We start from the raw sequence: 22,078 nt of genomic DNA, 5'->3' as shown, positions 1-22,078 counted from the left end.
ACAAATTTCAGCGGAATCGCTCAGAAAAGGGTCGTAGACTCGAATGTTGATTCAATATATTATTATGAGGTACTAAGTTTCGGCTTGAAAGAGGGTTTTCATTCTGAAGAAATCTGAGCGACGGTACGCCCTTGTTGCCCTGTTGGAGCAGAATCCGTTTGCGACCGATGAACAATTGGCGGAGCGTTTTGGGGTCAGTGTGGCGACCATTCGTCTCGACCGCAGTGCCCTGCACATTCCGGAAGTGCGGGAACGAATTCGCCGTGTTGCATCGGATAGGCAAGATGACGTACGCTCCTTGGACGAGCAAGAGTTGATTGGTCGACTCGTCAAGCTGGAATTGAATCGATATGCCGAGTCGGAACTGGCTGTCGTGTCTAGTCACGTGTTCCGCCGGACGAATATTGTTCGAGGCCATGTTTTGTTCGCACAGATCAATTCATTGGCGATTGCCCTGATGGACGCGGATGTTGCTGTGACAGCGAAGACAGAACTCCGGTTTTATCGACCAGTGCACCTGGGCGATTCAGTGCGTGCACGGGTTGATGTGATTGGCGAACACGGCGATGTGGTACGTTGTCGTGCTATCAGCCAAGTGGATTCGGAGATTGCCGTCCAAGGGATCATATGGGTTCACAAAGATCCATCCAACCTTGGGGCGGAAATTATGGATGAGGGGGAAGCTCGGTGATCACGATGGTCGTAGATGCGATGGGTGGAGATTACGCGCCTAACGCACCGGTTGAAGCTGTTAGCCAAGCGGCGGCCGATTTTACGGACACGCGCTTCGTCGTTATTGGCGACGAACAACAGATTATGGCGGCAGCGAAAGGAACCATACCGGACAACGTGACGCTGAAGCACACCGATGTGGTCATTTCGGGAGACGACGAGCCTGTTCGGGCCGTCCGTCGCAAACCGAATTCTTCGCTTGTTATGGCGGCCACAATGGTTGCGAATGGTGAAGCTGATGTCATGGTGTCTGCAGGAAATACAGGCGCTATCATGGCAGCAGGGATGCTCATTATCGGTCGATTGCCGACTGTGGAGCGACCAGCCTTAGCACCGGTGTTGCCGACGTTTGACGGCAAGGGAGTATTGTTACTTGATGCGGGCGCGACAATGGATGCTTCTGCGGAAAATTTACTTACGTATGCATATATGGCGACAGAGTATGCAAAGCACGTTTTGGACATCAGTGAACCGCGATTGGGACTACTCAATGTGGGAACGGAAGATTCGAAGGGGAACGCAGTCGTCAAGCAGGCGTTTACCCTTCTGTCTGAGTCTAAGTTGAACTTCATCGGGAACGTGGAAGCGAGAGAGATGATGGCGGGTATTGCTGACGTTGTCGTCTGTGATGGGTTCGTTGGCAACGTTGTCCTAAAACTCGCAGAAGGAATTGGCCTTGGATTGTTTAGTGGAATTAAGGAAGTATTAACTTCGGATTTTCGGTCAAAAATTGCTGCCGGATTAATCGGAGGCAAGCTGAAGGCCTTGAGAAAGCGATATGATTGGGCTGAACACGGTGGTGCACCGTTTCTCGGTGTCAATGGTGGATGCATGAAGGCGCATGGTAGCAGTAATTCTCGTGCTTGGTACATGACCTTGGCACATAGTCGCAAGTTCGTTTCGAACGACGTATTGGAGAAGTTGACGGCGGCGATGGAAGTTCGTACGTGAGATTGAGATCCTAAGGGAGGAACTTCATGACAGCGCGAATCAGAGCTGGCATTCTGGGTACTGGCTCCGCTTTACCCAAACGTGTCCTATCCAACAGCGATTTGGAAAAAATGGTTGACACGAGTAATGAATGGATTGTCACACGGACGGGCATCGAGGAGCGTCGCATTGCCGAACCAGGTGAGGCGACGTCGGACTATGTCTTTCAAGCCTGTGAGCGTGCGCTAGAGATGAGTGGTGTGCAGGCTAGGGACGTAGACATGGTAATTTGTGCAACTGTCACGCCTGACCACATGTTTCCTACGACTGCTAACTTGGTTCAGGACCGTTTGGGATGTGCAGATGCGAGCGCATTCGATCTAAGCGCCGCCTGCAGTGGTTTTCTATATGCCTTATCGCTCGGGACTTCAATGATTGAGGCCGGACGCGCTAAATATATTCTCGTTTCTGCAGGAGATTTGTTGTCGCGAATCACGGACTACACGGACCGGTCGACATGTGTTCTGTTTGGCGATGGAGCGGGTGCTGTTCTTTTGGGACCCGTAGAAGGAGAACGGGGAGTCTTATCATTCGCCATCCACTCAGATGGTAGTGGTAAGGACGCGTTGTACTTGAAAGCGGGCGGATCGCGTTTCCCGGCGACGGCCGAAACGGTAGCCAACCGGGAGCATTTCATCGGTATGGCGGGCCGGGATACGTTTAAATTTGCTGTGAATGCGATGGTGAGCGCAACGGAAGAAGTGCTTGAACAAAGCGGTTTAGCACCGGAAGATGTGGCGCTGTACGTTCCGCACCAGGCTAATCTGCGCATCATTGATGCAGCTCGCCGGAAATTTCACATTCCGGACGACCGGGTTGCATTGACGTTGAAAAAGTACGGGAACACTTCTGCATCCTCTATCCCTATCGCCTTGGATGAGTTTTATCGAGCCGGGCGCGTGGGTGAAGGGGACACCGTTCTGTGTGTAGGTTTTGGCGGAGGGTTGACGTGGGGTGCCGCGGCAATTCGCCTATAGTTTTGGCTTAGGGGGGTCCAACATGAAGACAGGTCTAGTCTTTCCTGGGCAAGGTGCACAGTATGTCGGAATGGGCAAGTCGCTCATTGACAACTATGAAACGGCGAGACGCATATTTGCTGAGGCGGATGAGCGTTTAGGATTTAGTTTGACAAAATTATGTTTGGAAGGCCCAGAGGAAGAGCTTCGATTGACATATTATACTCAACCTGCTTTGCTCACTGCGAGTGTCGCGTTTTACCGCGTTCTCGCAGAACGGGTTGATATTTCACCTATCGTAGCAGCTGGTCACAGCCTGGGGGAGTATAGTGCACTTGTCGCCGCTGATGCCCTCTCTTTTGAGGATGCAGTGTATCTCGTTCACCGCCGTGGTCAACTGATGGATGAGGCTGTACCGGCGGGACTTGGTGCCATGGCTGCCATTCTAGGAATGGACGAAGCCGATCTCGACGCACTCTGTCGCGAAGTCAGCGAATCCACTGGGGAAGTTGTGGAACTAGCGAACTTGAATTGTCCGGGCCAGATTGCTATCTCTGGCACGGCAAATGCGGTGGCGAAGGTGTCTGAGATGGCAAAACCTCGGGGCGCAAAACGGGCAATTCCACTAACCGTCAGTGGTCCGTTTCACTGTAGTTTGATGCGCCCGGCTGCGGATTCATTTGGCAAATTGCTAGACGAGACGAACATTAAGGATGCACGTATTCCTGTTGTTGCGAATGTCGATGCCGTGCCGCATACGCGTGCCGACGAGCTTCGTGAAGCACTGAAGCGCCAATTATATTCTCCCGTTCGTTGGACGGATGATGTGAGGACAATGCGGTCTCTTGGGGTCGACTTAATCGTTGAGTTAGGGCCGGGGACAGTTTTATCTGGGCTTATTCGAAAAATTGATAAAGGGATTTCGACTGCACATGTTGAAGATGACTCTACGCTCGAAGAGGTGACACAACTGTTCACCAACTAGGGGGGGCAGCATGGTAGAAGGTAAGGAAGGCAAAGTTTCAATTGTAACAGGAGCATCTCGCGGCATCGGGCGGGCAATCGCTGTGCGGCTTGGAGCAGATGGTGGGCGTGTCGTCGTCAACTATCAAGGTCGCGAAGAGGCGGCGAGGGAGACGGCCCAGCTCATCGAAGCAGCTGGCGGACAAGCCATCGTTGAACAAGCGGACGTGAGTGATGCAAAGGACGCTGCTCGTTTGGTGGAGGCAGCACTTGCCGCTTTTGGCCGGATCGATGTCTTGGTGAATAATGCAGGCATCGCTCGGGACGGACTCATTTTACGAATGAAAGATTCGGATTGGGACGATGTCATCAACACGAACCTACGTGGTGCTTTTTATATGATCCGTCAAGCATCGCGCCCAATGATGAAACAGCGGCAAGGCACCATCGTCAACATCACGTCTGTCGTTGGTCTCATCGGCAATGCAGGGCAGGTCAACTATTCTTCCGCAAAGGCGGGAATGATAGGGCTGACGAAGTCTGCTGCGAAAGAATTGGCATCTCGTAATATCACGGTGAATGCCGTCGCACCTGGGTACATAGCGACCGATATGACAGATGTCCTTGGCGAGGTAGTAACCAGCCAAATGCTCACTGGTATTCCGCTTGGTCGGGCTGGTCAACCAGAAGACGTGGCTGGCGCTGTCCAGTTCTTGGCCTCTGATGGTGCACGATACATCACTGGACAAGTACTCAATATCGACGGCGGCATGGTCATGTAGTATACTGCTGAAGGAGGTGAGAGGATGGCAAACGACGTATTTGATCGCGTGAAGAAAATTATTGTCGACAGACTCAGCGTCGATGAAGATAAGGTAACGATGGAAGCCACCTTTAAGGATGATCTTGGGGCGGATTCCTTGGATATCGTCGAGCTGATTATGGAATTAGAAGATGAATTCGACTTGGAAATCTCTGATGAAGATGCTGAGAAAATCGCCACAGTCGGTGATGTAGTTACATACATCAGCAATCACCAGGGCTAAACCTTGATCGATTCCAGGACAGTCCCGTGCGTGAGCCGGGGCTTTCTGTTATATAGAGGGGGGTGACAACGTGAAACGACGCGTGGTAGTGACTGGTCTCGGCGCAGTGACGCCTCTAGGCAAAGATGTACCAACATTTTGGGCAAGCCTTATGGAAGGTAAATCCGGAATTCGTGAGATCGATCGCTTTGATACAACAGATTACCCTGTAAAAATTGCTGGTTTGGTCAGCGATTTTGATCCCGAACGCTATGTCGATAAAAAAGAACTTCGGCACATGGATTTGTTTACTCAATATGCGCTGTACGCTGCATTCGAGGCCATTGCACAATCAGGAATTGAAATTACTGACGACAACCGTGATCGAATTGGTGTTTACATCGGTTCGGGTATCGGTGGAATTGGAACGACGCTCAGCAATTACAAGGTTCTCTTAGAACGTGGACCGAAGCGTGTCAGCCCGTTTTTAGTTCCGATGATGATCGGTGACATGGCAACGGGACAGGTGTCCATTCAGTTTGGCTTACGCGGCCCCAATAGTGCACCAGTTTCGGCATGTGCGACTGGCTCGCATGCCATCGGTGATGCGTTTAAGATCATCCAACGAGGCGACGCGGACGCCATGGTTGCAGGTGGTGCTGAAGCAGCGGTCGTAGACATTGCGCTTGCTGGATTCAGCAACATGAAGGCATTGTCCACTCGCAATGACGATCCAACGCATGCAAGTCGACCATTTGAAAAAGACCGTGATGGTTTTGTCATGGGCGAGGGTGCCGGCATTTTGGTCCTTGAGTCTCTGGAGTCAGCACAGGCGCGCGGTGCAAAAATCCTGGGAGAAGTCATCGGGTACGGCATGTCCGGCGACGCGTATCATGTCACGGCTCCGGCTCCGGATGGTGACGGTGCTGTGCGTGTCATGAAGGCTGCACTTGCCGACGCCGGTATTGAACCCACCGATGTGGACTATATTAATGCACACGGTACGTCAACGGATTTTAATGATCGTATCGAAACGCTGGCCGTCAAGCGTGTGTTTGGCGAACACGCGTACAAGGTGGCCATGAGTTCCATTAAATCGATGACAGGTCATTTGTTGGGTGCGGCAGGTGGAGTGGAAGGTGTGGCGTGCGTCAAAACCTTGATGGAAGGCATGCTTCCCCCTACAACCAATTACGAAACGCCAGACCCAGAATGTGATTTGGACTATGTGCCAAATGTGGCTCGCAAGAGTGATGCGCGCATCGCTATGTCGAACTCCTTTGGTTTCGGCGGGCACAACGCTTCCTTGATTTTTAAGAAGTACGAGGAACAATAAGTAGCAAGTCACTGGACATTCATGTCCTAGAGGAATAAGTGCCCTGAGAGGGACTGGTTCACTTAGACGCTATTATCGTCTTCTTTATTAAATGCAGAACCATGTACCTCTTTGGGCGGCCTCTATCAAGACAAGCCCCTGGCCTCGTCCGGGGGCTTTTGTACCATTCAGGGTTTTGAGGGGCCGTCGCTTGAATTGTCCCAGCGACCGCGCCTCAAAATCCTCGACAGGGAGAGACATCAGTGCAAACCAAATGGGACGAATTACAAGAGTCGCTTGACGTAAAGTTCGAGGATATCAATCTGCTCAAGCAGGCGTTCACACACGCGTCTTATCGCAACGAACACCGCAAAGCCCAGATTCAAGATAACGAAAGATTGGAGTTTCTTGGAGACGCCGTTCTAGAATTGCTGATCAGCGATTTTTTGTTTCATAAATACCCGCACATGCCGGAAGGTGAACTGACTCGGATGCGGGCCGCTATCGTCTGCGAGGCATCTCTCGTCATGTTTGCAAGGCGTCTTTCATTTGACAAGTACATTCGCCTGGGGCGCGGCGAGGAGCGATCCGGTGGTCGCGGACGACCTGCATTGTTGGCTGACGTGTTTGAAGCGTTCCTTGGGGCCCTCTATATCGATCAAGGAGTTGAACGCGTCCGAACCTTTGTTGAAGTCCACATCATCCCTCACCTGTCGGATGCAAAAGTTGGGGTTGACTATAAAACGGCTTTGCAAGAGTGGGTTCAACAACGGCTTGGTGTGGCGTTGAAATACGTTATCGTGGAAGAACGCGGACCAGCGCATGCGCGGGAGTTTGTCGTTCACGTACAAGTGGGTGATACAGTTCGCGGCATTGGTGCTGGCAAGTCGAAAAAGGAAGCGGAGCAGCAGGCCGCCGCTGCCGCACTGAAATTGTTTATGGATACGCCGGACGAGGAGCGGGATTCGCGTGTATCTCAAGCAGATTGAGATTGTTGGATTTAAGTCATTTGCGGACAAAAGTAAAATCGTTCTTGCACCTGGTGTAACCGGTGTAGTGGGTCCGAATGGCAGTGGCAAGAGTAATATTGCTGACGCGGTTCGCTGGGTGTTGGGTGAACAAAGTGTTCGAAACCTTCGCGGCAGCAAAATGGAAGATGTCATATTTGCGGGCAGTGAGTTGCGCCGTCCCACGAATCTCTGCGAAGTATCAATGGTTTTGGATAACGAGGATGGCCACCTGCCGGTTGTGTTCGATGAGGTGACAATTACCCGCCGCGTTTTTCGATCCGGCGAAAGTGAATATTTCATCAATCGGCAACCGTGTCGCTTGAAGGATATCCATGAACTGTTCATGGACACTGGACTCGGTCGAGAGGCGTATTCCATTATTGGGCAGGGTAAAATTGAAGAAATGTTATCGACCCGGGCGGAGGATCGTCGGGGTCCCTTTGAGGATGCTGCCGGTATTGTCAAGTTTAAGCATCGGCGCAAAGAGGCCGAGAAGAAACTTGAGGAAACAAACGCGAATCTTCTGCGTGTAGAGGATATATTGGCCGAACTTGAGGAGCAGGTCGGGCCACTGACTCGCGAAAAGGAACGTGCGGAGAAGTATCGCGAGTTGTCCGACGCCTTAGAGAAATCGGACATCACGTTACTCGTTGTTGAAATTGACAAGTTAAATGAGCGGTTTAAACAAGCGGTATCTTCGGTGGAAGCGCGCCAGGCTGGACGGGATAGTGCACATCTGGCAGCGATGGAAGCGGAAGAACTGTGGCAGCGGGAACGCAGGGCCCTAGACGAATTGACGCAACAAGTGGAGATTTTGCAGCAAAACTATGTAGCTTTAGTTGAAAAGAGACAAAAGCGACAAGGTGACTTGGCGCTCGTTGAGCAACAACTTGGCTATTTGGATGAGACCAAAGAATCGCGTGCTGCTCAATATAAACAAAACGTAGAAGAGATTGAAAACGTGCAGTCACAGGTGGAGACCTTGCGTCAGGCATTGCAAAATGTTGAAGGCACCCTGCATGTAAAGTCCGGCGAGCTTGAGGTTGCTGCAGATGGAGCGAAAGAACAGCGCAAGGAACAACTCGCGGCTGAGTTGGATGAGTTAAACGCGGATTATATCGAAGCGAACCACCGGGCTGCAACACTTCGCAACGAGATCAAAATGCTCTCGGAGCAGGTGGAATCCGAGGCAGGGAAGCGGACGAAGTATGAGCAGGAAGCCGAGAAGTGGCGGACCCAAATCGCCGAGGCTGAGAATGCACGCAACGAATTGCTGCATTCTCGCGAGCAAATGGAACAGGCTCTCGGTGCTGCAGCGGATTTGATCAGTCACTGCGATTCAGAGTATGAACAGGCTATGTCAGCCGAAGCGCAAACCGTATCGGATCTCCACCGAATTCATACCGATATCCAGTCACTGCGCTCTAGACTGGAACTTCTGCGGGATTTGGAAGAGGGGTACGACGGCTACGCCCTTGGCGTTCGGACCGTCATGCAGCAAGCGAATCGTGGTCGTTTGCAAGGTGTGCACGGCTCTGTCGCGGAACTGATTCGCGTTCAAAAGGACGTTGAAACGGCTATCGAAACAGCTTTGGGCGGTGCCTTACAGAATATCGTCGTGAACACGGAAGCAGATGCCCGGACCGCCATTCAAATGCTCAAACAACGGCAAGCAGGCCGTGCCACGTTCATGCCCATTGAAGTGATTCAATCAAGGCGGATGCGTGATGCGGAACTTGCCAAGGTAGAGAATCAGCAAGGATTTGTGGGACTTGCCAGTGACCTCGTGGACGTTGATGCTCGGTTTCGCGTCGCCGTGGAACATTTACTAGGGAATGTCGTCATTGCGGATACGTTGGAAAACGCCAATGCTTTGGCGCGAGTGCTGCAATATCGCGTGCGCATTGTCACTTATCAAGGCGACGTCGTTGCCCCGGGCGGTGTCATGAGCGGTGGTCATCACCAGCGAAAAGGACCGGGCCTGTTAGGACGATCCCGCGAGCGGACAGACACAGAAGAAAAATTAAAGGTTCTCGAACAGACGGAAAAACAACTGCATGCGGATCAGGCTAAGTGGCGAAATGCGGTGACAGAAGCACAGGAGAAACGCACTGCTGCTCAAAATCGTCTGGAAGTGATGATGAAAGAGCGTCAAACAGTCGATGAACGTCTGCGTGAGCTTGAATACACCAAATCAAATGCTGAGGAACGGCTTGCAGCACTCGAATGGGAATTTAATCAATTGACGTCGGGCACAGATGTCTTGGGCCAACGACAAGCCGAAGCCGCCGCTGCACTGGCTGAAACAGAGCGAGAGCTGGTGGCCATTTCAGAGGCGACCGCCGCTAAGCGGGAAGCGCTGGCGACGTTCGAGAAGCAGCAGCAAGAGATGCAGGATCGCGTGACAAGTCTTCGAATTGAAGTCGCCACCCTCCGGCAGGAGCGGGATACACACGGTGCTCGGTTAAATGAATTGTCCAGCCGCCGAGCACGGCTTCAACAGCAAATTGAGACATGGACTCAAGAGACAGCCGAATTGGAAGCCCGTCGCGGACGGTTGCACGAACAAGCTGAGAACGCATTGCAAAGTGTAGCGGAGCTGGTTGATGCGGTGGCGAGCAGTCAGGCCGATCTCGACAGTGCCAGACAGGCTCGCCTCGAACGTGAAGCCGAAGTAAGACGCCTTGAACAAGAGGTGGCGGCAAAGAGAAAGGCGCTAGCTGAGTCGGAAGAACTGTTACACCGGGTACAAGTTGCTTCCGAGCGCGCAGACGCGGATTTAGCACACGCGTTGCAAAAAATGGGTGATACACATGGGATGACTTATGAATGGGCCAAATCCCGGTATCCTCTGACAACATCGCCGGAACAGCTTGAGCAAGAAGTGGCGCGATTGCGCCGTGCTGTCCAAGCACTAGGTGATGTCAACATTGGTGCAATTGAGGAACACGCTCGATTATCGGAGCGCATTAGTTTTCTCACCCAACAACAGGATGACTTGGTTTCCGCTCGAGAAAAGCTCGACCAACTGATCCACGAAATTGATGTGGAAATGGCGAATCGCTTCATGGAGACATTTACGCAGATACAGCGGGAGTTTTCAAAGGCGTTTCAAATTCTCTTCAATGGTGGGGAAGCAAGTTTGCAACTCACATCACCAGATGATCCTCTGACGACCGGGATCGATGTAATTGCCAAGCCGCCTGGCAAACGCCTGCAAAACTTGAATCTCTTATCCGGTGGTGAACGTGCACTCACCGCAATGGCCCTATTGTTTGCAATCCTACGTGTGAGACCTGTACCATTTTGTGTGCTAGACGAAGTGGAAGCTGCACTGGATGAGGCGAACGTTGCCAGGTTTGCTCAGCAGTTGCGCGTGTTTGCCGCAGAGACACAGTTCATTGTGATCACCCATAGACGTGGTACCATGGAAGAAGCAGATGCGCTGTACGGGGTGACCATGCCAGAGCGCGGCGTCTCGGCACTCGTGAGCGTCCGTTTGGCAGATGAGTTGGACTTCGAAACCGCGTGAGGCTATGCTGTCACGCGGTTTCAACAGTCTTCTGGAAGTGAACATTACAGCCTGTACGTGAAGGAGTTATGGTATGGGGTTATTTGATCGCTTTAAAAAAGGGCTGCAGAAATCGAGAACGTCCCTTGTGGAGCGATTGGGGAACGTGTTTCGGTCACGCAAACTCGACGAGTCCGTCTATGAAGAGATGGAAGAAGCGTTCATTGCTGCGGATATGGGCGTCGAGACCGCCTTTGCCCTGGTTGAGGATGTACGTGCTCTCGCAAGAAAAAACAAAGTGGAGAACGCAGAGCAACTACCTGAACTCATGGTCGAGGCCATGTCGAAAATGCTGTCTGAACAGGATAGCGAGATGCGGTTTGCGACAGATGGCCCAACACTCGTTCTTATGGTTGGTGTCAACGGAGCAGGTAAAACAACGACCATCGGTAAACTCGCCCATTATTACTTGACCGAGGGCAAACGAGTCCTGCTGGCGGCTGCGGACACATTTCGTGCGGCGGCTATCGAGCAGCTGCTTGCATGGGGAGACAGAGTTGATTGCGACGTCATTCGCCATACACAAGGGGCCGATCCGGCAGCAGTCATATTCGATGCCATCCAGGCGGGACGGGCGAGAAATGCGGATATCATCCTCTGCGATACAGCTGGTCGGCTTCAGAATAAAACACATCTCATGGCCGAACTTGCGAAAATACATAAAGTTGCGGCTCGAGAGCTCCCCGGCTCACCTCATGAGGTCCTCCTCGTCATCGACGGGACGACGGGGCAGAATGGACTGAACCAAGCCAAAGTGTTTAAGGAAGTTGTTGATGTGTCCGGGATTGTTGTGACGAAGTTAGATGGCACGGCAAAAGGCGGGATCGTTCTTCCCATTGTCCATGAACAAGGAATTCCAGTGAAGTGGATTGGGCTCGGTGAAGGAATGGACGACTTGCAACCGTTTGATGCAACCGCATTTGCTGAGGCGGTTTGCAAGCCGTAGTGTGAACGTCAAGCCGGGAACACGAGGCCTCTTCGATCGCGATGACTGGGTGTAAAGGAGATATACTTGACAGTGACCTCGACACCAGATAATATGGATGAGGTCACCCGTATGGGCGACCTGTATGACTTTTATGGAGCGTTACTCACTGACCGGCAGCGTCAGATCATTGAGATGTATCACGTTGAAGATTGGTCTTTGAGCGAGATCGCAGAATCGTTGTCCATCAGTCGGCAGGCCGTCCACGACCAATTGCGTCGTGCTGGAGAACAGTTGGAGCAGTACGAAAGTGTCCTTCAGTTGCGAGCGTTGGCGAGGAACCAACGGGACGCTTGGGCGGGGTTACAAGAAGCTTGGTCGGCTGTTGCAAGTCGATTGACACCAAGTGAGCGAGAGCAGATCCGAGCAGCACTTGATAGGTTAGGGAATACATTACCTGGTCTGACGGGAGGTGATGCAGATGCTTGAAGGTCTGTCCAGTAGTCTACAAAAGGCACTTGGGAAACTTCGTAGTAAAGGGAAACTCACAGAGTCGGACGTCCAGGAAGCGATGCGTGAAGTTCGGCTAGCACTGTTAGCTGCAGACGTCAACGTGAAGGTCGTTCGTGATTTTGTTGCCCGTGTTCGCGAAAGAGCAGTCGGACAAGACGTGCAGAAGAGCTTAACACCCGGTCAACAGGTCATTAAAATTGTCTACGAAGAACTCACCGAGCTGATGGGCGGTACACAGGCGCGGATCCAGATGGCTGCCAAGCCACCTACCGTGATTATGCTCGTGGGATTGCAAGGCGCAGGTAAGACAACTGCCATTGCTAAGCTTGGCCTGGCGTTCCGTCAACATCAGCATCGTCCGCTACTCGTCGCAGCCGACGTATACCGACCGGCTGCTATCGATCAACTGCACGTCCTCGGACGGCAAGTCGACATTCCCGTTTTCGATATGGGAACAGAGACGAATCCCGTTGATATCGTCCGCAATGGGATGGCTGAGGCGGAACGTCAAGGTGCAGACGTGGTCCTAGTGGACACAGCGGGTCGTTTGCATATCGACGACGCGCTCATGACCGAGCTGGAAGACATGAAGTCGACGATTGAGCCAAGTGAAGTGCTTCTGGTCGTCGATGCCATGACTGGGCAAGATGCAGTGCATGTTGCTGAAACATTCCACGAACGATTGGGTGTCACTGGGGTCATTCTGACGAAGCTCGATGGTGACGCACGCGGCGGCGCAGCCTTGACCGTTCGTGCGGTTACTGGTTGCGCCATTAAGTACGTCGGTTTAGGCGAAAAAATTGAGCCGCTTGAGCCGTTTCACCCGGATCGGTTGGCATCTCGAATTCTTGGGATGGGCGATGTACTCAGTCTGATCGAACGTGCACAAGAACGCTTTGATATGGACAAGGCCAAGGAAATGGAAGAGCGGATGCGCTCTGCGTCATTCAGTCTCAACGATTTCCAAGAGATGTTTCGCCAGGTTCGGAATCTCGGTCCGTTGGATCAGATCATGAAGATGATTCCAGGCATGAACAAGCTGAAGGGCATTGAAAATGTTGATTTGAATGACAAGCGGTTTGTTCGGATGGATGCCATCATTTCATCCATGACAAAGGCGGAGCGCCTTGACCCAAGTGTCATGAATGCCAGCCGTCGTCGTCGCATCGCAAACGGTAGCGGAACGACAGTTCGGGAAGTCAACCAACTGCTTAAGCAATTTGAACAGACGCAAGACATGATGAAACGAATGTCTGGGATGGGCAAAAAGCTGGGCCGCAAGAATGCCATGAACGCCTTAAAGTCTATGGGCGGGTTGAAGGACGCAGCACAGCTTGAAAACCTTGAAGAGGCATTCTCATCGAAGGTGACGTCGCACGAGCCACGGAAGCGACAGCACCGCGCAAAAAAGAAGCGCAAATAACAATTATACCTGGAGGTGGTTTTCGTGGCAGTAAAGATTCGTTTGAAGCGTATGGGTGCAAAAAAGACACCGTTTTATCGTGTGGTCGTTGCAGACTCCCGTTCACCGCGTGACGGTCGTTTTGTGGAGGAGATCGGTACCTACAATCCGTTGACGCAACCTGAGAAGATTCAAATTGACGAAGAACGGGCATTGTATTGGTTAGGAACAGGTGCTCAACCTTCTGATAAAGTTCGTTATTTGTTCCACTTGGAAGGGATTTTGAAGAAGTTTCACGAACAAAAATTACAGAAGTGAACTGTGGGCGGCCCCGTGCCGCCCTTCGGAGTGATATTGTGTGCAAGAACTTGTGGAGTACCTCGTATCTTCATTAGTTGAGCATCCAGAAGCGATTGAAATCGTAGAGACAAACGAAGAGGACGCTGTGACGTATCGAGTCAAAGTCCATGCAGACGACATCGGTCGGATCATTGGACGCCAGGGTCGGATTGCCAAGGCAATTCGAAATGTTGTGAGTGCTGCGGCATACCGCCAAGGCAAGCGTGTGTTTGTCGATATTCAGTCGTGATCGAGGAAAGGACGATACTGTTGGAAATTCGTCAACCGGTCGCCGTCAAACTCATTTTGACAGAGACGACTAAGCAGCAAATTGTGCAGGAGCAACGTCGCCAGATCGATCAAGTGACAAACGAGCTTGAACAACTGGAAAATCAAGGACGCGAAGCGCTTCAGCAGGCCATGGCCCAGGGTGGAGAGTTTGCACAACAAGTTCGCCAGCAGATTGAAAACGAAAAGAATACGCGGGAGCAACGTCGCGAAGAACTGTTCCAGCAAATGCAGCAGATACAGCAGATGGAGCTTGGGACAGAAATTCAGAATATGACTGTAGAAACAGTTGTTACGGTAAAGCCCGGCGACGATTGGACGAAGGTGCTGCTCGGCTCTGAAATCATTGTTCGCGATGGTATCGTGCAGGAGATTCGTCAAAACGGCCAGAAGATCGAAGGCTGATTTCAGTCCGTAATAAGATTTGCCTGGGTTCAGCACGTTGTGTTGGACCTTTTTTGTTCTCAGGATTGGAGGTTCAACGATGACTGCATATTACACTGTTGGGGTGATGACGAAGCCGCATGGCTTGCGTGGGGAAATGAAAGTTTACCCGCGAACAGACTTTGCTGAGAAGCGTTTCGCACCTGGTTCGAAATTGTACATTCGTGCCGAAGGGGCATCTCCTATCGCGGAGGTCGTTGTGAGGTCTGGTCGTCAGCAACAAAGCATGTGGATCGTCGGGTTTCACGATCTGAACGCCATCCACGATGTGGAACGGTTCAAGGGAATGGAACTGTGCGTCGAGGAGAGTCAACTGGAACCGCTGCCGGAAGGGACTTACTATATTCACCAACTGGTTGGACAGCAAGTTTATACGGATGATGGGACATTTCTCGGAGAACTCAAAGAAGTCCTGAAACCGGGTGCCAACGATGTATATGTCGTGCGTGGACCCCGTCAGAAGGAGGATATTCTGATACCCGCGATTCCCGACTGTATCCTCAGCGTCGATCTCGTCGCCAACCGCATGACCGTCCATCTTTTACCGGGACTCCTGAGTGAAGACGACGAATGAGGAGACAAGGCGAATGGCACTAGATATTTTTGTACTGACCTTATTTCCCCAGATGTTCACGGGTGTTTTTGGGGAAAGCATGATGAAACGTGCGTTCGGGAGTGGAGCTGCGAACATCGAGTATGTCGACTTCCGCCAATACGCCACGGATAAGCATCACACCGTAGATGACACACCGTTTGGCGGTGGTGCGGGCATGTTGTTGAAACCAGAACCATTGTTCGCAGCCATGGATGATATTGAACGTCGGTACGGCCACATCGATCCGCCCGTCGGCCGCGTCATATTACTCTCTCCTCAAGGACGTCGGTTTACCCAAGACGTCGCTCGTGAATACGCCGCTTGCGATCGCCTCACCTTCTTGTGCGGTCATTATGAGGGATTCGACGATAGGGTGCGCCAGCACCTTGTAACGGAGGAGTTATCACTTGGTGATTTCGTCATGACAGGTGGAGAGGTCGCTGCTATGGCCGTGATCGAGGCGGTGGTTCGGTTACTCCCCGGTGTGCTTGGCAACGCGGAATCCTTAGCGGACGAATCGCATTCGAACGGCTTACTGGAGTATCCGCAGTACACGCGGCCGGCGTCATTTCGAGGGATGGATGTCCCGCAGACATTGCTTTCGGGAAACCACCAATTGATCGCCAAGTGGCGGGAGCGTCACGCGCTATATCGCACCTGGCGCGAACGACCAGACTTACTCGCTCAGGTGCCTTTGTCCCAGGAGCAACAAGAGTGGCTGGAGCGGTTTGAGCGGGGAGACTTTTCCGAGATCGATCTCGCTTGAGCTACAGCAGGCGCACAGTACTATTGGCTGTATCCCGGGGAAGGAGCGCCTGCTGTAGTCGATGTATCGTATGGTGTCTAGTGGGAATGCGTTCAAGTAGGTTGTGAGGCACACTTTGCCATCCATCTCATATGATGCTTTGTGTTGTCTCAGCCTGGATTGATTCCCTATGTAAAATCTAAAGACTATGTTTGACTCATGACACCGAGCGTGTTATATTAGACGACGTCGCTTCTGAAGCTTCTCTTTCAGAGCGAACCCAATATACCGCGTCATTGGCGCATTTGTTCGCGGTTCGGTTTGCGAATTGAGTTGGACAGCTTGTCTCAGGATAGATTATCTTCAATAGTTCACTCGGAGACAAGAAACGCGAGAACGAGTGCAGAACTTACCAGTGACAATGAACATCGATTCATGGTATATTATTTCTCGCCGCTTCGACGGCACTGATTGATTTGGTTCCTTGAAAACTAAACACACCACGCCTGAAAGTTTCAGTCGAGACGACTTCGGTTGTCGCGACAAACGGATAACATTCTGGCGAAACGCCAGTAACATTTATTGAGAGTTTGATCCTGGCTCAGGACGAACGCTGGCGGCGTGCCTAATACATGCAAGTCGAGCGGACATCTTCGGATGTCAGCGGCGGACGGGTGAGTAACACGTGGGCAATCTGCCTACCAGACTGGAATAACACTCGGAAACGGGTGCTAATGCTGGATAACATTCACGAAGGCATCTTCGTGAATTGAAAGATGCAAATGCATCACTGGTAGAGGAGCCTGCGGCGCATTAGCTAGTTGGTGAGGTAACGGCTCACCAAGGCGACGATGCGTAGCCGACCTGAGAGGGTGACCGGCCACACTGGGACTGAGACACGGCCCAGACTCCTACGGGAGGCAGCAGTAGGGAATCTTCCGCAATGGGCGCAAGCCTGACGGAGCAACGCCGCGTGAGCGAAGAAGGCCTTCGGGTTGTAAAGCTCTGTTGCTCGGGGAGAGCGACAAGGAGAGTGGAAAGCTCCTTGTGAGACGGTACCGAGTGAGGAAGCCCCGGCTAACTACGTGCCAGCAGCCGCGGTAATACGTAGGGGGCAAGCGTTGTCCGGAATCACTGGGCGTAAAGCGTGCGTAGGCGGTTGCGTGTGTCTGGAGTGAAAGTCCAAGGCTCAACCTTGGGATTGCTCTGGAAACTGCGCAACTTGAGTGCTGGAGAGGCAAGGGGAATTCCACGTGTAGCGGTGAAATGCGTAGATATGTGGAGGAATACCAGTGGCGAAGGCGCCTTGCTGGACAGTGACTGACGCTGAGGCACGAAAGCGTGGGGAGCAAACAGGATTAGATACCCTGGTAGTCCACGCCGTAAACGATGAGTGCTAGGTGGGGGGACACACCCCAGTGCCGAAGGAAACCCAATAAGCACTCCGCCTGGGGAGTACGGTCGCAAGACTGAAACTCAAAGGAATTGACGGGGGCCCGCACAAGCAGTGGAGCATGTGGTTTAATTCGAAGCAACGCGAAGAACCTTACCAGGGCTTGACATCCCTCTGACGGGTGCAGAGATGTACCTTCCCTTCGGGGCAGAGGTGACAGGTGGTGCATGGTTGTCGTCAGCTCGTGTCGTGAGATGTTGGGTTAAGTCCCGCAACGAGCGCAACCCTTGACCTGTGTTACCAGCACGTAATGGTGGGGACTCACAGGTGACTGCCGGCGTAAGTCGGAGGAAGGCGGGGATGACGTCAAATCATCATGCCCTTTATGTCCTGGGCTACACACGTGCTACAATGGGCGGTACAACGGGAAGCGAAGCCGCGAGGTGGAGCCAAACCTAAAAAGCCGTTCGTAGTTCGGATTGCAGGCTGCAACTCGCCTGCATGAAGCCGGAATTGCTAGTAATCGCGGATCAGCATGCCGCGGTGAATCCGTTCCCGGGCCTTGTACACACCGCCCGTCACACCACGAGAGTCGGCAACACCCGAAGTCGGTGAGGTAACCTGTATCGGAGCCAGCCGCCGAAGGTGGGGTTGATGATTGGGGTGAAGTCGTAACAAGGTAGCCGTATCGGAAGGTGCGGCTGGATCACCTCCTTTCTACGGAGAAACACCCTTTCAGGACGTGGGAATGTGTTTAGTTTTGAGGGAGCCAAAGCCTTAGTGGCTAGGTAAACTCAAGGTACCTTGGCAACTGAATATGGAACAACCTTGAATGAAGTAAAACCGGTAACCGAAATGCGAGTAACAGGTTAACGTAACCGGGAAGTATATTTGACAAAGAGGCGCGAGGAATACAAGGAACGAGGAGGACGACGGACTGAGCGTACATGAGTACGTGAGGGAGTTGGCCGACGAGTGACGCAGTAGTCCGAAGTGGAGTCTTTTGTCAAAACGGTGAAGTTAGAAAGAGCGCACGGAGGATGCCTAGGCGCCAAGAGCCGAAGAAGGACGGGGCGAACACCGAAATGCCACGGGGAGCTGTAAGCGAGCATTGATCCGTGGATGTCCGAATGGGGAAACCTGCTAGTGAGAAGCGCTAGTACCGTACAGTGAATACATAGCTGTGCGGAGGCAACCGAGGGAACTGAAACATCTAAGTACCTCGAGGAAAAGAAAGCGAACGCGATTCCGTAAGTAGTGGCGAGCGAAAGCGGAGAAGCCTAAACCGTATACGTGGTACAGACTGCAGTCGATGCGTATGCGGGGTCGAGGGGCTGTAAGTGGGGACCTGCAGGGAACCAACTGGAAAGAATCCATAGGAGAACGGCATGGGAAGGCCGGCCATAGACGGTGAGAGCCCGGTAACTGAAATGGATTGTGGAAAGTGATACAGACCCCAAGTACTGCGGGACACGAGGAATCCCGTGGGAATCTGGGAGGACCACCTCCTAAGGCTAAATACTCCTTGGCGACCGATAGCGGATAGTACCGTGAGGGAAAGGTGAAAAGGACCGCGGGAGCGGAGTGAAATAGAACCTGAAACCGTGTGCTTACAAGCAGTCGGAGCATGCATGACATGTGACGGCGTGCCTTTTGTAGAATGAACCGGCGAGTGATGATGGCAAGCAAGGTTAAGGCAAAGGAGCCGAAGCCGAAGCGAAAGCGAGTCTGAATAGGGCGAATCAGTTTGTCGTCATCGACCCGAAACCGGGTGATCTACCCCTGGTCAGGGTGAAGTGCGGGTAACACCGCATGGAGGCCCGAACCCACTGGCGTTGAAAAGCCAGGGGATGAACTGGGGGTAGGGGAGAAATTCCAATCGAACCCGGAGATAGCTGGTTCTCCCCGAAATAGCTTGAGGGCTAGCGTCAGGGAATGAGAAGTGGAGGTAGAGCACTGATTGGGTGCGGGGCCCGCGAGGGTTACCAAGCTCAGTCAAACTGCGAATGCCACTTTGTCGAAGAACCTGGCAGTCAGACTACGAGTGATAAGACCCGTGGTCAAGAGGGAAACAGCCCAGACCAACAGCTAAGGTCCCAAAGTACTGGTTCAGTGGGGAACGATGTGGCGTTGCACAGACAACCAGGATGTTGGCTTAGAAGCAGCCACCATTTAAAGAGTGCGTAATAGCTCACTGGTCGAGTGGCGCTGCGCGGAAAATGTAACGGGGCTAAACCAGACACCGAAGCTATGGATGGAAACATGGTAGGGGAGCGTTCCATTTGCGGGGAAGCTGTGCTGGAAGGCATGGTGGAGCGGATGGAAGTGAGAATGCCGGTATGAGTAGCGAAAAGACAAGTGAGAATCTTGTCCGCCGAAAGCCCAAGGTTTCCTGGGGAAGGCTCGTCCGCCCAGGGTAAGTCGGGACCTAAGGCGAGGCCGAAAGGCGTAGTCGAAGGACAACAGGTTGAAATTCCTGTACCACCGCGGAGCGCTTGAGCGAAGGGGTAACGCAGGAGGCTGAAGGAAGCGGCCGGATGGAAGAGGCCGTCCAAGCAGTGAGCGTGGAGTGTAGGGAAATCCGCACTCTGAGAAGCGTGAGCTGTGATGGGGAGCGAAGAACAGTAGCGAAGTCCTGTAAGTCACACTGCCGAGAAAAGCCTCTAGTGAGTGAAGTGGTGCCCGTACCGAAAACCGACACAGGTGGGCGCGTGGAGAACACGAAGGCGCGCGGGAGAACTCTCGTTAAGGAACTCGGCAAAATGGCCCCGTAACTTCGGGAGAAGGGGCGCTTCGAGAGAAGCCGCAGTGAAAAGGCCCAAGCGACTGTTTAGCAAAAACACAGGTCTCTGCGAAGCCGAAAGGCGAAGTATAGGGGCTGACGCCTGCCCGGTGCTGGAAGGTTAAGAGGAGGGGTTAGGGAAACCGAAGCTCCGAATTGAAGCCCCAGTAAACGGCGGCCGTAACTATAACGGTCCTAAGGTAGCGAAATTCCTTGTCAGGTAAGTTCTGACCCGCACGAAAGGCGTAACGACTTGGGCGCTGTCTCAACGAGAGACCCGGTGAAATTGTAATACCTGTGAAGATGCAGGTTACCCGCGGTTAGACGGAAAGACCCCGTGGAGCTTGACTGTAGCTTGATATGGGATACGGGTACGTCATGTACAGGATAGGTGGGAGACTGGGAAGCTTGGGCGCCAGCCTGAGTGGAGTCGGCGTTGGGATACCACCCTTGAGGTACTTGTGTTCTAACCTAGGACCATCACCTGGTTCGGGGACAGTGTCAGGTGGACAGTTTGACTGGGGCGGTCGCCTCCAAAAGAGTAACGGAGGCGCCCAAAGGTTCCCTCAGCGCGGATGGAAATCGCGCGGTGCGTGTAAAGGCAAAAGGGAGCTTGACTGCGAGACGGACAGGTCGAGCAGGGACGAAAGTCGGGCTTAGTGACCCGGTGGCACCGAGTGGAAGGGCCATCGCTCAACGGATAAAAGCTACCCCGGGGATAACAGGCTGATCTCCCCCAAGAGTTCACATCGACGGGGAGGTTTGGCACCTCGATGTCGGCTCATCGCATCCTGGGGCTGAAGTCGGTCCCAAGGGTTGGGCTGTTCGCCCATTAAAGCGGTACGCGAGCTGGGTTCAGAACGTCGTGAGACAGTTCGGTCCCTATCTGCCGCGGGCGCAGGATACGTGAGAGGGTTCGTCCTTAGTACGAGAGGACCGGGATGAACCGACCGCTGGTGTACCAGTTGTTTCGCCAGAAGCATAGCTGGGTAGCCAAGTCGGGAAAGGATAAGCGCTGAAAGCATCTAAGCGCGAAGCCAGCCTCAAGATAACGTATCCCATCCGGATAACGGAGTAAGACCCCTTGAAGAAGACAAGGTAGATCGGTCTGGAGTGGAAGCGTAGTGATACGTGGAGCGGACAGATACGAATCGGTCGAGGGCTTCACCAGAACAGAGAGGTTGTTCCATCATTCAAGTTGTAAGTACCGACAAACTGTAGCGAAAGCTGCGGTACATAGGGCGAAGCTAAGGAAGTACCATGTAAGGTACAAGATGCCTTGGTGGAGGGATCGAACGAAGCGTTCTGCAGCCCGTAAGGGCGAAGCCAGCGTAGAGAGAGCCCGGAGCCCAAGCAGTCTGGTGACCATAGCGGAGGGGAAACACCCGTACCCATACCGAACACGGACGTGAAGACCTCCAGCGCCAAGGATACTTGGAGGGAGACCTCCTGGGAAAGTAGGACGTTGCCAGGCGAGAGAGAAAGAGCCCTTGAGGGAGCAGAGGATGCTGCCTTGGGGGCTTTTTTGTTTTTGCTGACGCGGAAGGTGCATGACGGGACTTACCTTCATGTGACGAACGATTTTACAATGCGACAAATAGAAAGGTCGCATCAACATCAGAACCTTCATTCGGGGTGCATGGAATAGGGGACTGCTGGTCCGCTCTTGAGCACATGTCGTCACCCGAAACTGAGTAGAGGAATGGGATACCCTTCTGCGGCAATTTGCAACTGATCAGATGCCTGGACAGCCCAACAAAGGTGTCCTGGTTCGTTGTTTGAGCTGGGGCAGAGGCAAAATGCCCAACAAGTGAATCCCGGTACCTTACTCCCCAGACCGTGTCGCCACGCACCACAAAATCCATCTGCATCCAATTGATCCCGGATGAGCGAAAACGTCTTACATTCGAGGTATATGGAACACGAGACTCCCAGTCCTCTATTGAAAATTTAGAGTCACCCGAAATTGATTAGACTCCCATGCCGCCGGGGCGGCACCAGCAGAAGGATGAAAATGCCTTTGTGTTGAATGATTTTTTGGTGGCTGGCGAAGGCAGGTCGTCACTCCTTGGTGCCTCGAGCCCGCTGAT

17 protein-coding genes and 3 rRNA genes are annotated in these 22,078 nt (G+C 52.8%); all 20 read left to right on the top strand.

The window, feature by feature from the left end:
• The first annotated feature begins 100 nt into the window (after positions 1-100).
• Entirely contained in the window at positions 101-691 is a 591-nt protein-coding gene (fapR, locus tag NZD86_RS14375) for a transcription factor FapR (RefSeq protein ID WP_326492672.1), read from the top strand.
• On the top strand, positions 691-1,683 hold the full coding sequence (plsX, locus tag NZD86_RS14370) for a phosphate acyltransferase PlsX (protein WP_268046885.1): 993 nt from the start codon (positions 691-693) through the stop codon (positions 1,681-1,683). Before fapR ends, plsX begins: the two co-directional genes overlap by 1 nt.
• A 26-nt stretch (positions 1,684-1,709) precedes the next feature.
• A complete protein-coding gene (locus NZD86_RS14365) occupies positions 1,710-2,699 on the top strand; it encodes a beta-ketoacyl-ACP synthase III (RefSeq protein ID WP_326492570.1) in 990 nt (329 codons plus the stop codon).
• 22 nt (positions 2,700-2,721) lie between these two features.
• Positions 2,722-3,663: an ACP S-malonyltransferase gene (fabD, locus tag NZD86_RS14360; protein ID WP_268042759.1), complete on the top strand. Its 942-nt coding sequence runs from the start codon at positions 2,722-2,724 to the stop codon at positions 3,661-3,663.
• 10 nt (positions 3,664-3,673) lie between these two features.
• Positions 3,674-4,423, top strand: coding sequence for a 3-oxoacyl-[acyl-carrier-protein] reductase (gene fabG, locus NZD86_RS14355; protein WP_268042758.1), 750 nt, complete (start codon positions 3,674-3,676; stop codon positions 4,421-4,423).
• 24 nt (positions 4,424-4,447) lie between these two features.
• Positions 4,448-4,687, top strand: a complete 240-nt coding sequence (gene acpP, locus NZD86_RS14350) for an acyl carrier protein (RefSeq protein WP_268042757.1) — start codon at positions 4,448-4,450, stop codon at positions 4,685-4,687.
• A 70-nt stretch (positions 4,688-4,757) separates the two neighbouring features.
• Complete coding sequence (fabF, locus tag NZD86_RS14345; protein ID WP_268042756.1) at positions 4,758-6,002, top strand: beta-ketoacyl-ACP synthase II; 1,245 nt, start codon at positions 4,758-4,760, stop codon at positions 6,000-6,002.
• A 242-nt stretch (positions 6,003-6,244) separates the two neighbouring features.
• On the top strand, positions 6,245-6,970 hold the full coding sequence (gene rnc, locus NZD86_RS14340; protein WP_268042755.1) for a ribonuclease III: 726 nt from the start codon (positions 6,245-6,247) through the stop codon (positions 6,968-6,970).
• On the top strand, positions 6,951-10,523 hold the full coding sequence (gene smc, locus NZD86_RS14335) for a chromosome segregation protein SMC (RefSeq protein ID WP_268042754.1): 3,573 nt from the start codon (positions 6,951-6,953) through the stop codon (positions 10,521-10,523). The genes rnc and smc overlap by 20 nt, the downstream gene beginning before the upstream one ends.
• Positions 10,524-10,596: 73 nt before the next feature.
• Positions 10,597-11,508 (top strand): signal recognition particle-docking protein FtsY, encoded by a 912-nt coding sequence (gene ftsY, locus NZD86_RS14330; RefSeq protein ID WP_268042753.1) that lies wholly within the window; start codon positions 10,597-10,599, stop codon positions 11,506-11,508.
• A gap of 93 nt (positions 11,509-11,601) precedes the next feature.
• Positions 11,602-11,976 (top strand): YlxM family DNA-binding protein, encoded by a 375-nt coding sequence (ylxM, locus tag NZD86_RS14325; RefSeq protein ID WP_268042752.1) that lies wholly within the window; start codon positions 11,602-11,604, stop codon positions 11,974-11,976.
• Entirely contained in the window at positions 11,969-13,423 is a 1,455-nt protein-coding gene (ffh, locus tag NZD86_RS14320) for a signal recognition particle protein (RefSeq protein ID WP_268042751.1), read from the top strand. Before ylxM ends, ffh begins: the two co-directional genes overlap by 8 nt.
• A 24-nt stretch (positions 13,424-13,447) precedes the next feature.
• Complete coding sequence (gene rpsP, locus NZD86_RS14315; protein ID WP_268042750.1) at positions 13,448-13,720, top strand: 30S ribosomal protein S16; 273 nt, start codon at positions 13,448-13,450, stop codon at positions 13,718-13,720.
• Positions 13,721-13,760: 40 nt separating this feature from the next.
• Positions 13,761-13,991: a KH domain-containing protein gene (locus NZD86_RS14310; protein WP_268042749.1), complete on the top strand. Its 231-nt coding sequence runs from the start codon at positions 13,761-13,763 to the stop codon at positions 13,989-13,991.
• Positions 13,988-14,434, top strand: coding sequence for a YlqD family protein (locus NZD86_RS14305; protein WP_268042747.1), 447 nt, complete (start codon positions 13,988-13,990; stop codon positions 14,432-14,434). Before NZD86_RS14310 ends, NZD86_RS14305 begins: the two co-directional genes overlap by 4 nt.
• 79 nt (positions 14,435-14,513) lie before the next feature.
• Entirely contained in the window at positions 14,514-15,047 is a 534-nt protein-coding gene (gene rimM, locus NZD86_RS14300; protein WP_268042745.1) for a ribosome maturation factor RimM, read from the top strand.
• 13 nt (positions 15,048-15,060) lie between these two features.
• Positions 15,061-15,834, top strand: a complete 774-nt coding sequence (trmD, locus tag NZD86_RS14295; protein ID WP_268042743.1) for a tRNA (guanosine(37)-N1)-methyltransferase TrmD — start codon at positions 15,061-15,063, stop codon at positions 15,832-15,834.
• A gap of 557 nt (positions 15,835-16,391) precedes the next feature.
• Positions 16,392-17,923 (top strand): 16S ribosomal RNA (locus NZD86_RS14290).
• Positions 17,924-18,219: 296 nt separating this feature from the next.
• Positions 18,220-21,159, top strand: a 23S ribosomal RNA gene (locus NZD86_RS14285).
• Between the two features lie 186 nt (positions 21,160-21,345).
• Positions 21,346-21,462: ribosomal RNA gene (gene rrf / locus NZD86_RS14280) — 5S ribosomal RNA — on the top strand.
• The 16S, 23S and 5S rRNA genes sit together here, the layout of an rRNA operon.
• Positions 21,463-22,078 lie beyond the last annotated feature (616 nt).

The organism is Alicyclobacillus dauci (assembly GCF_026651605.1).
In the GTDB taxonomy this organism is placed as follows: domain Bacteria; phylum Bacillota; class Bacilli; order Alicyclobacillales; family Alicyclobacillaceae; genus Alicyclobacillus; species Alicyclobacillus dauci.
Note: the sequence above shows the minus strand (reverse complement) of the source record. Positions and strands in the feature narration are given on the sequence as shown.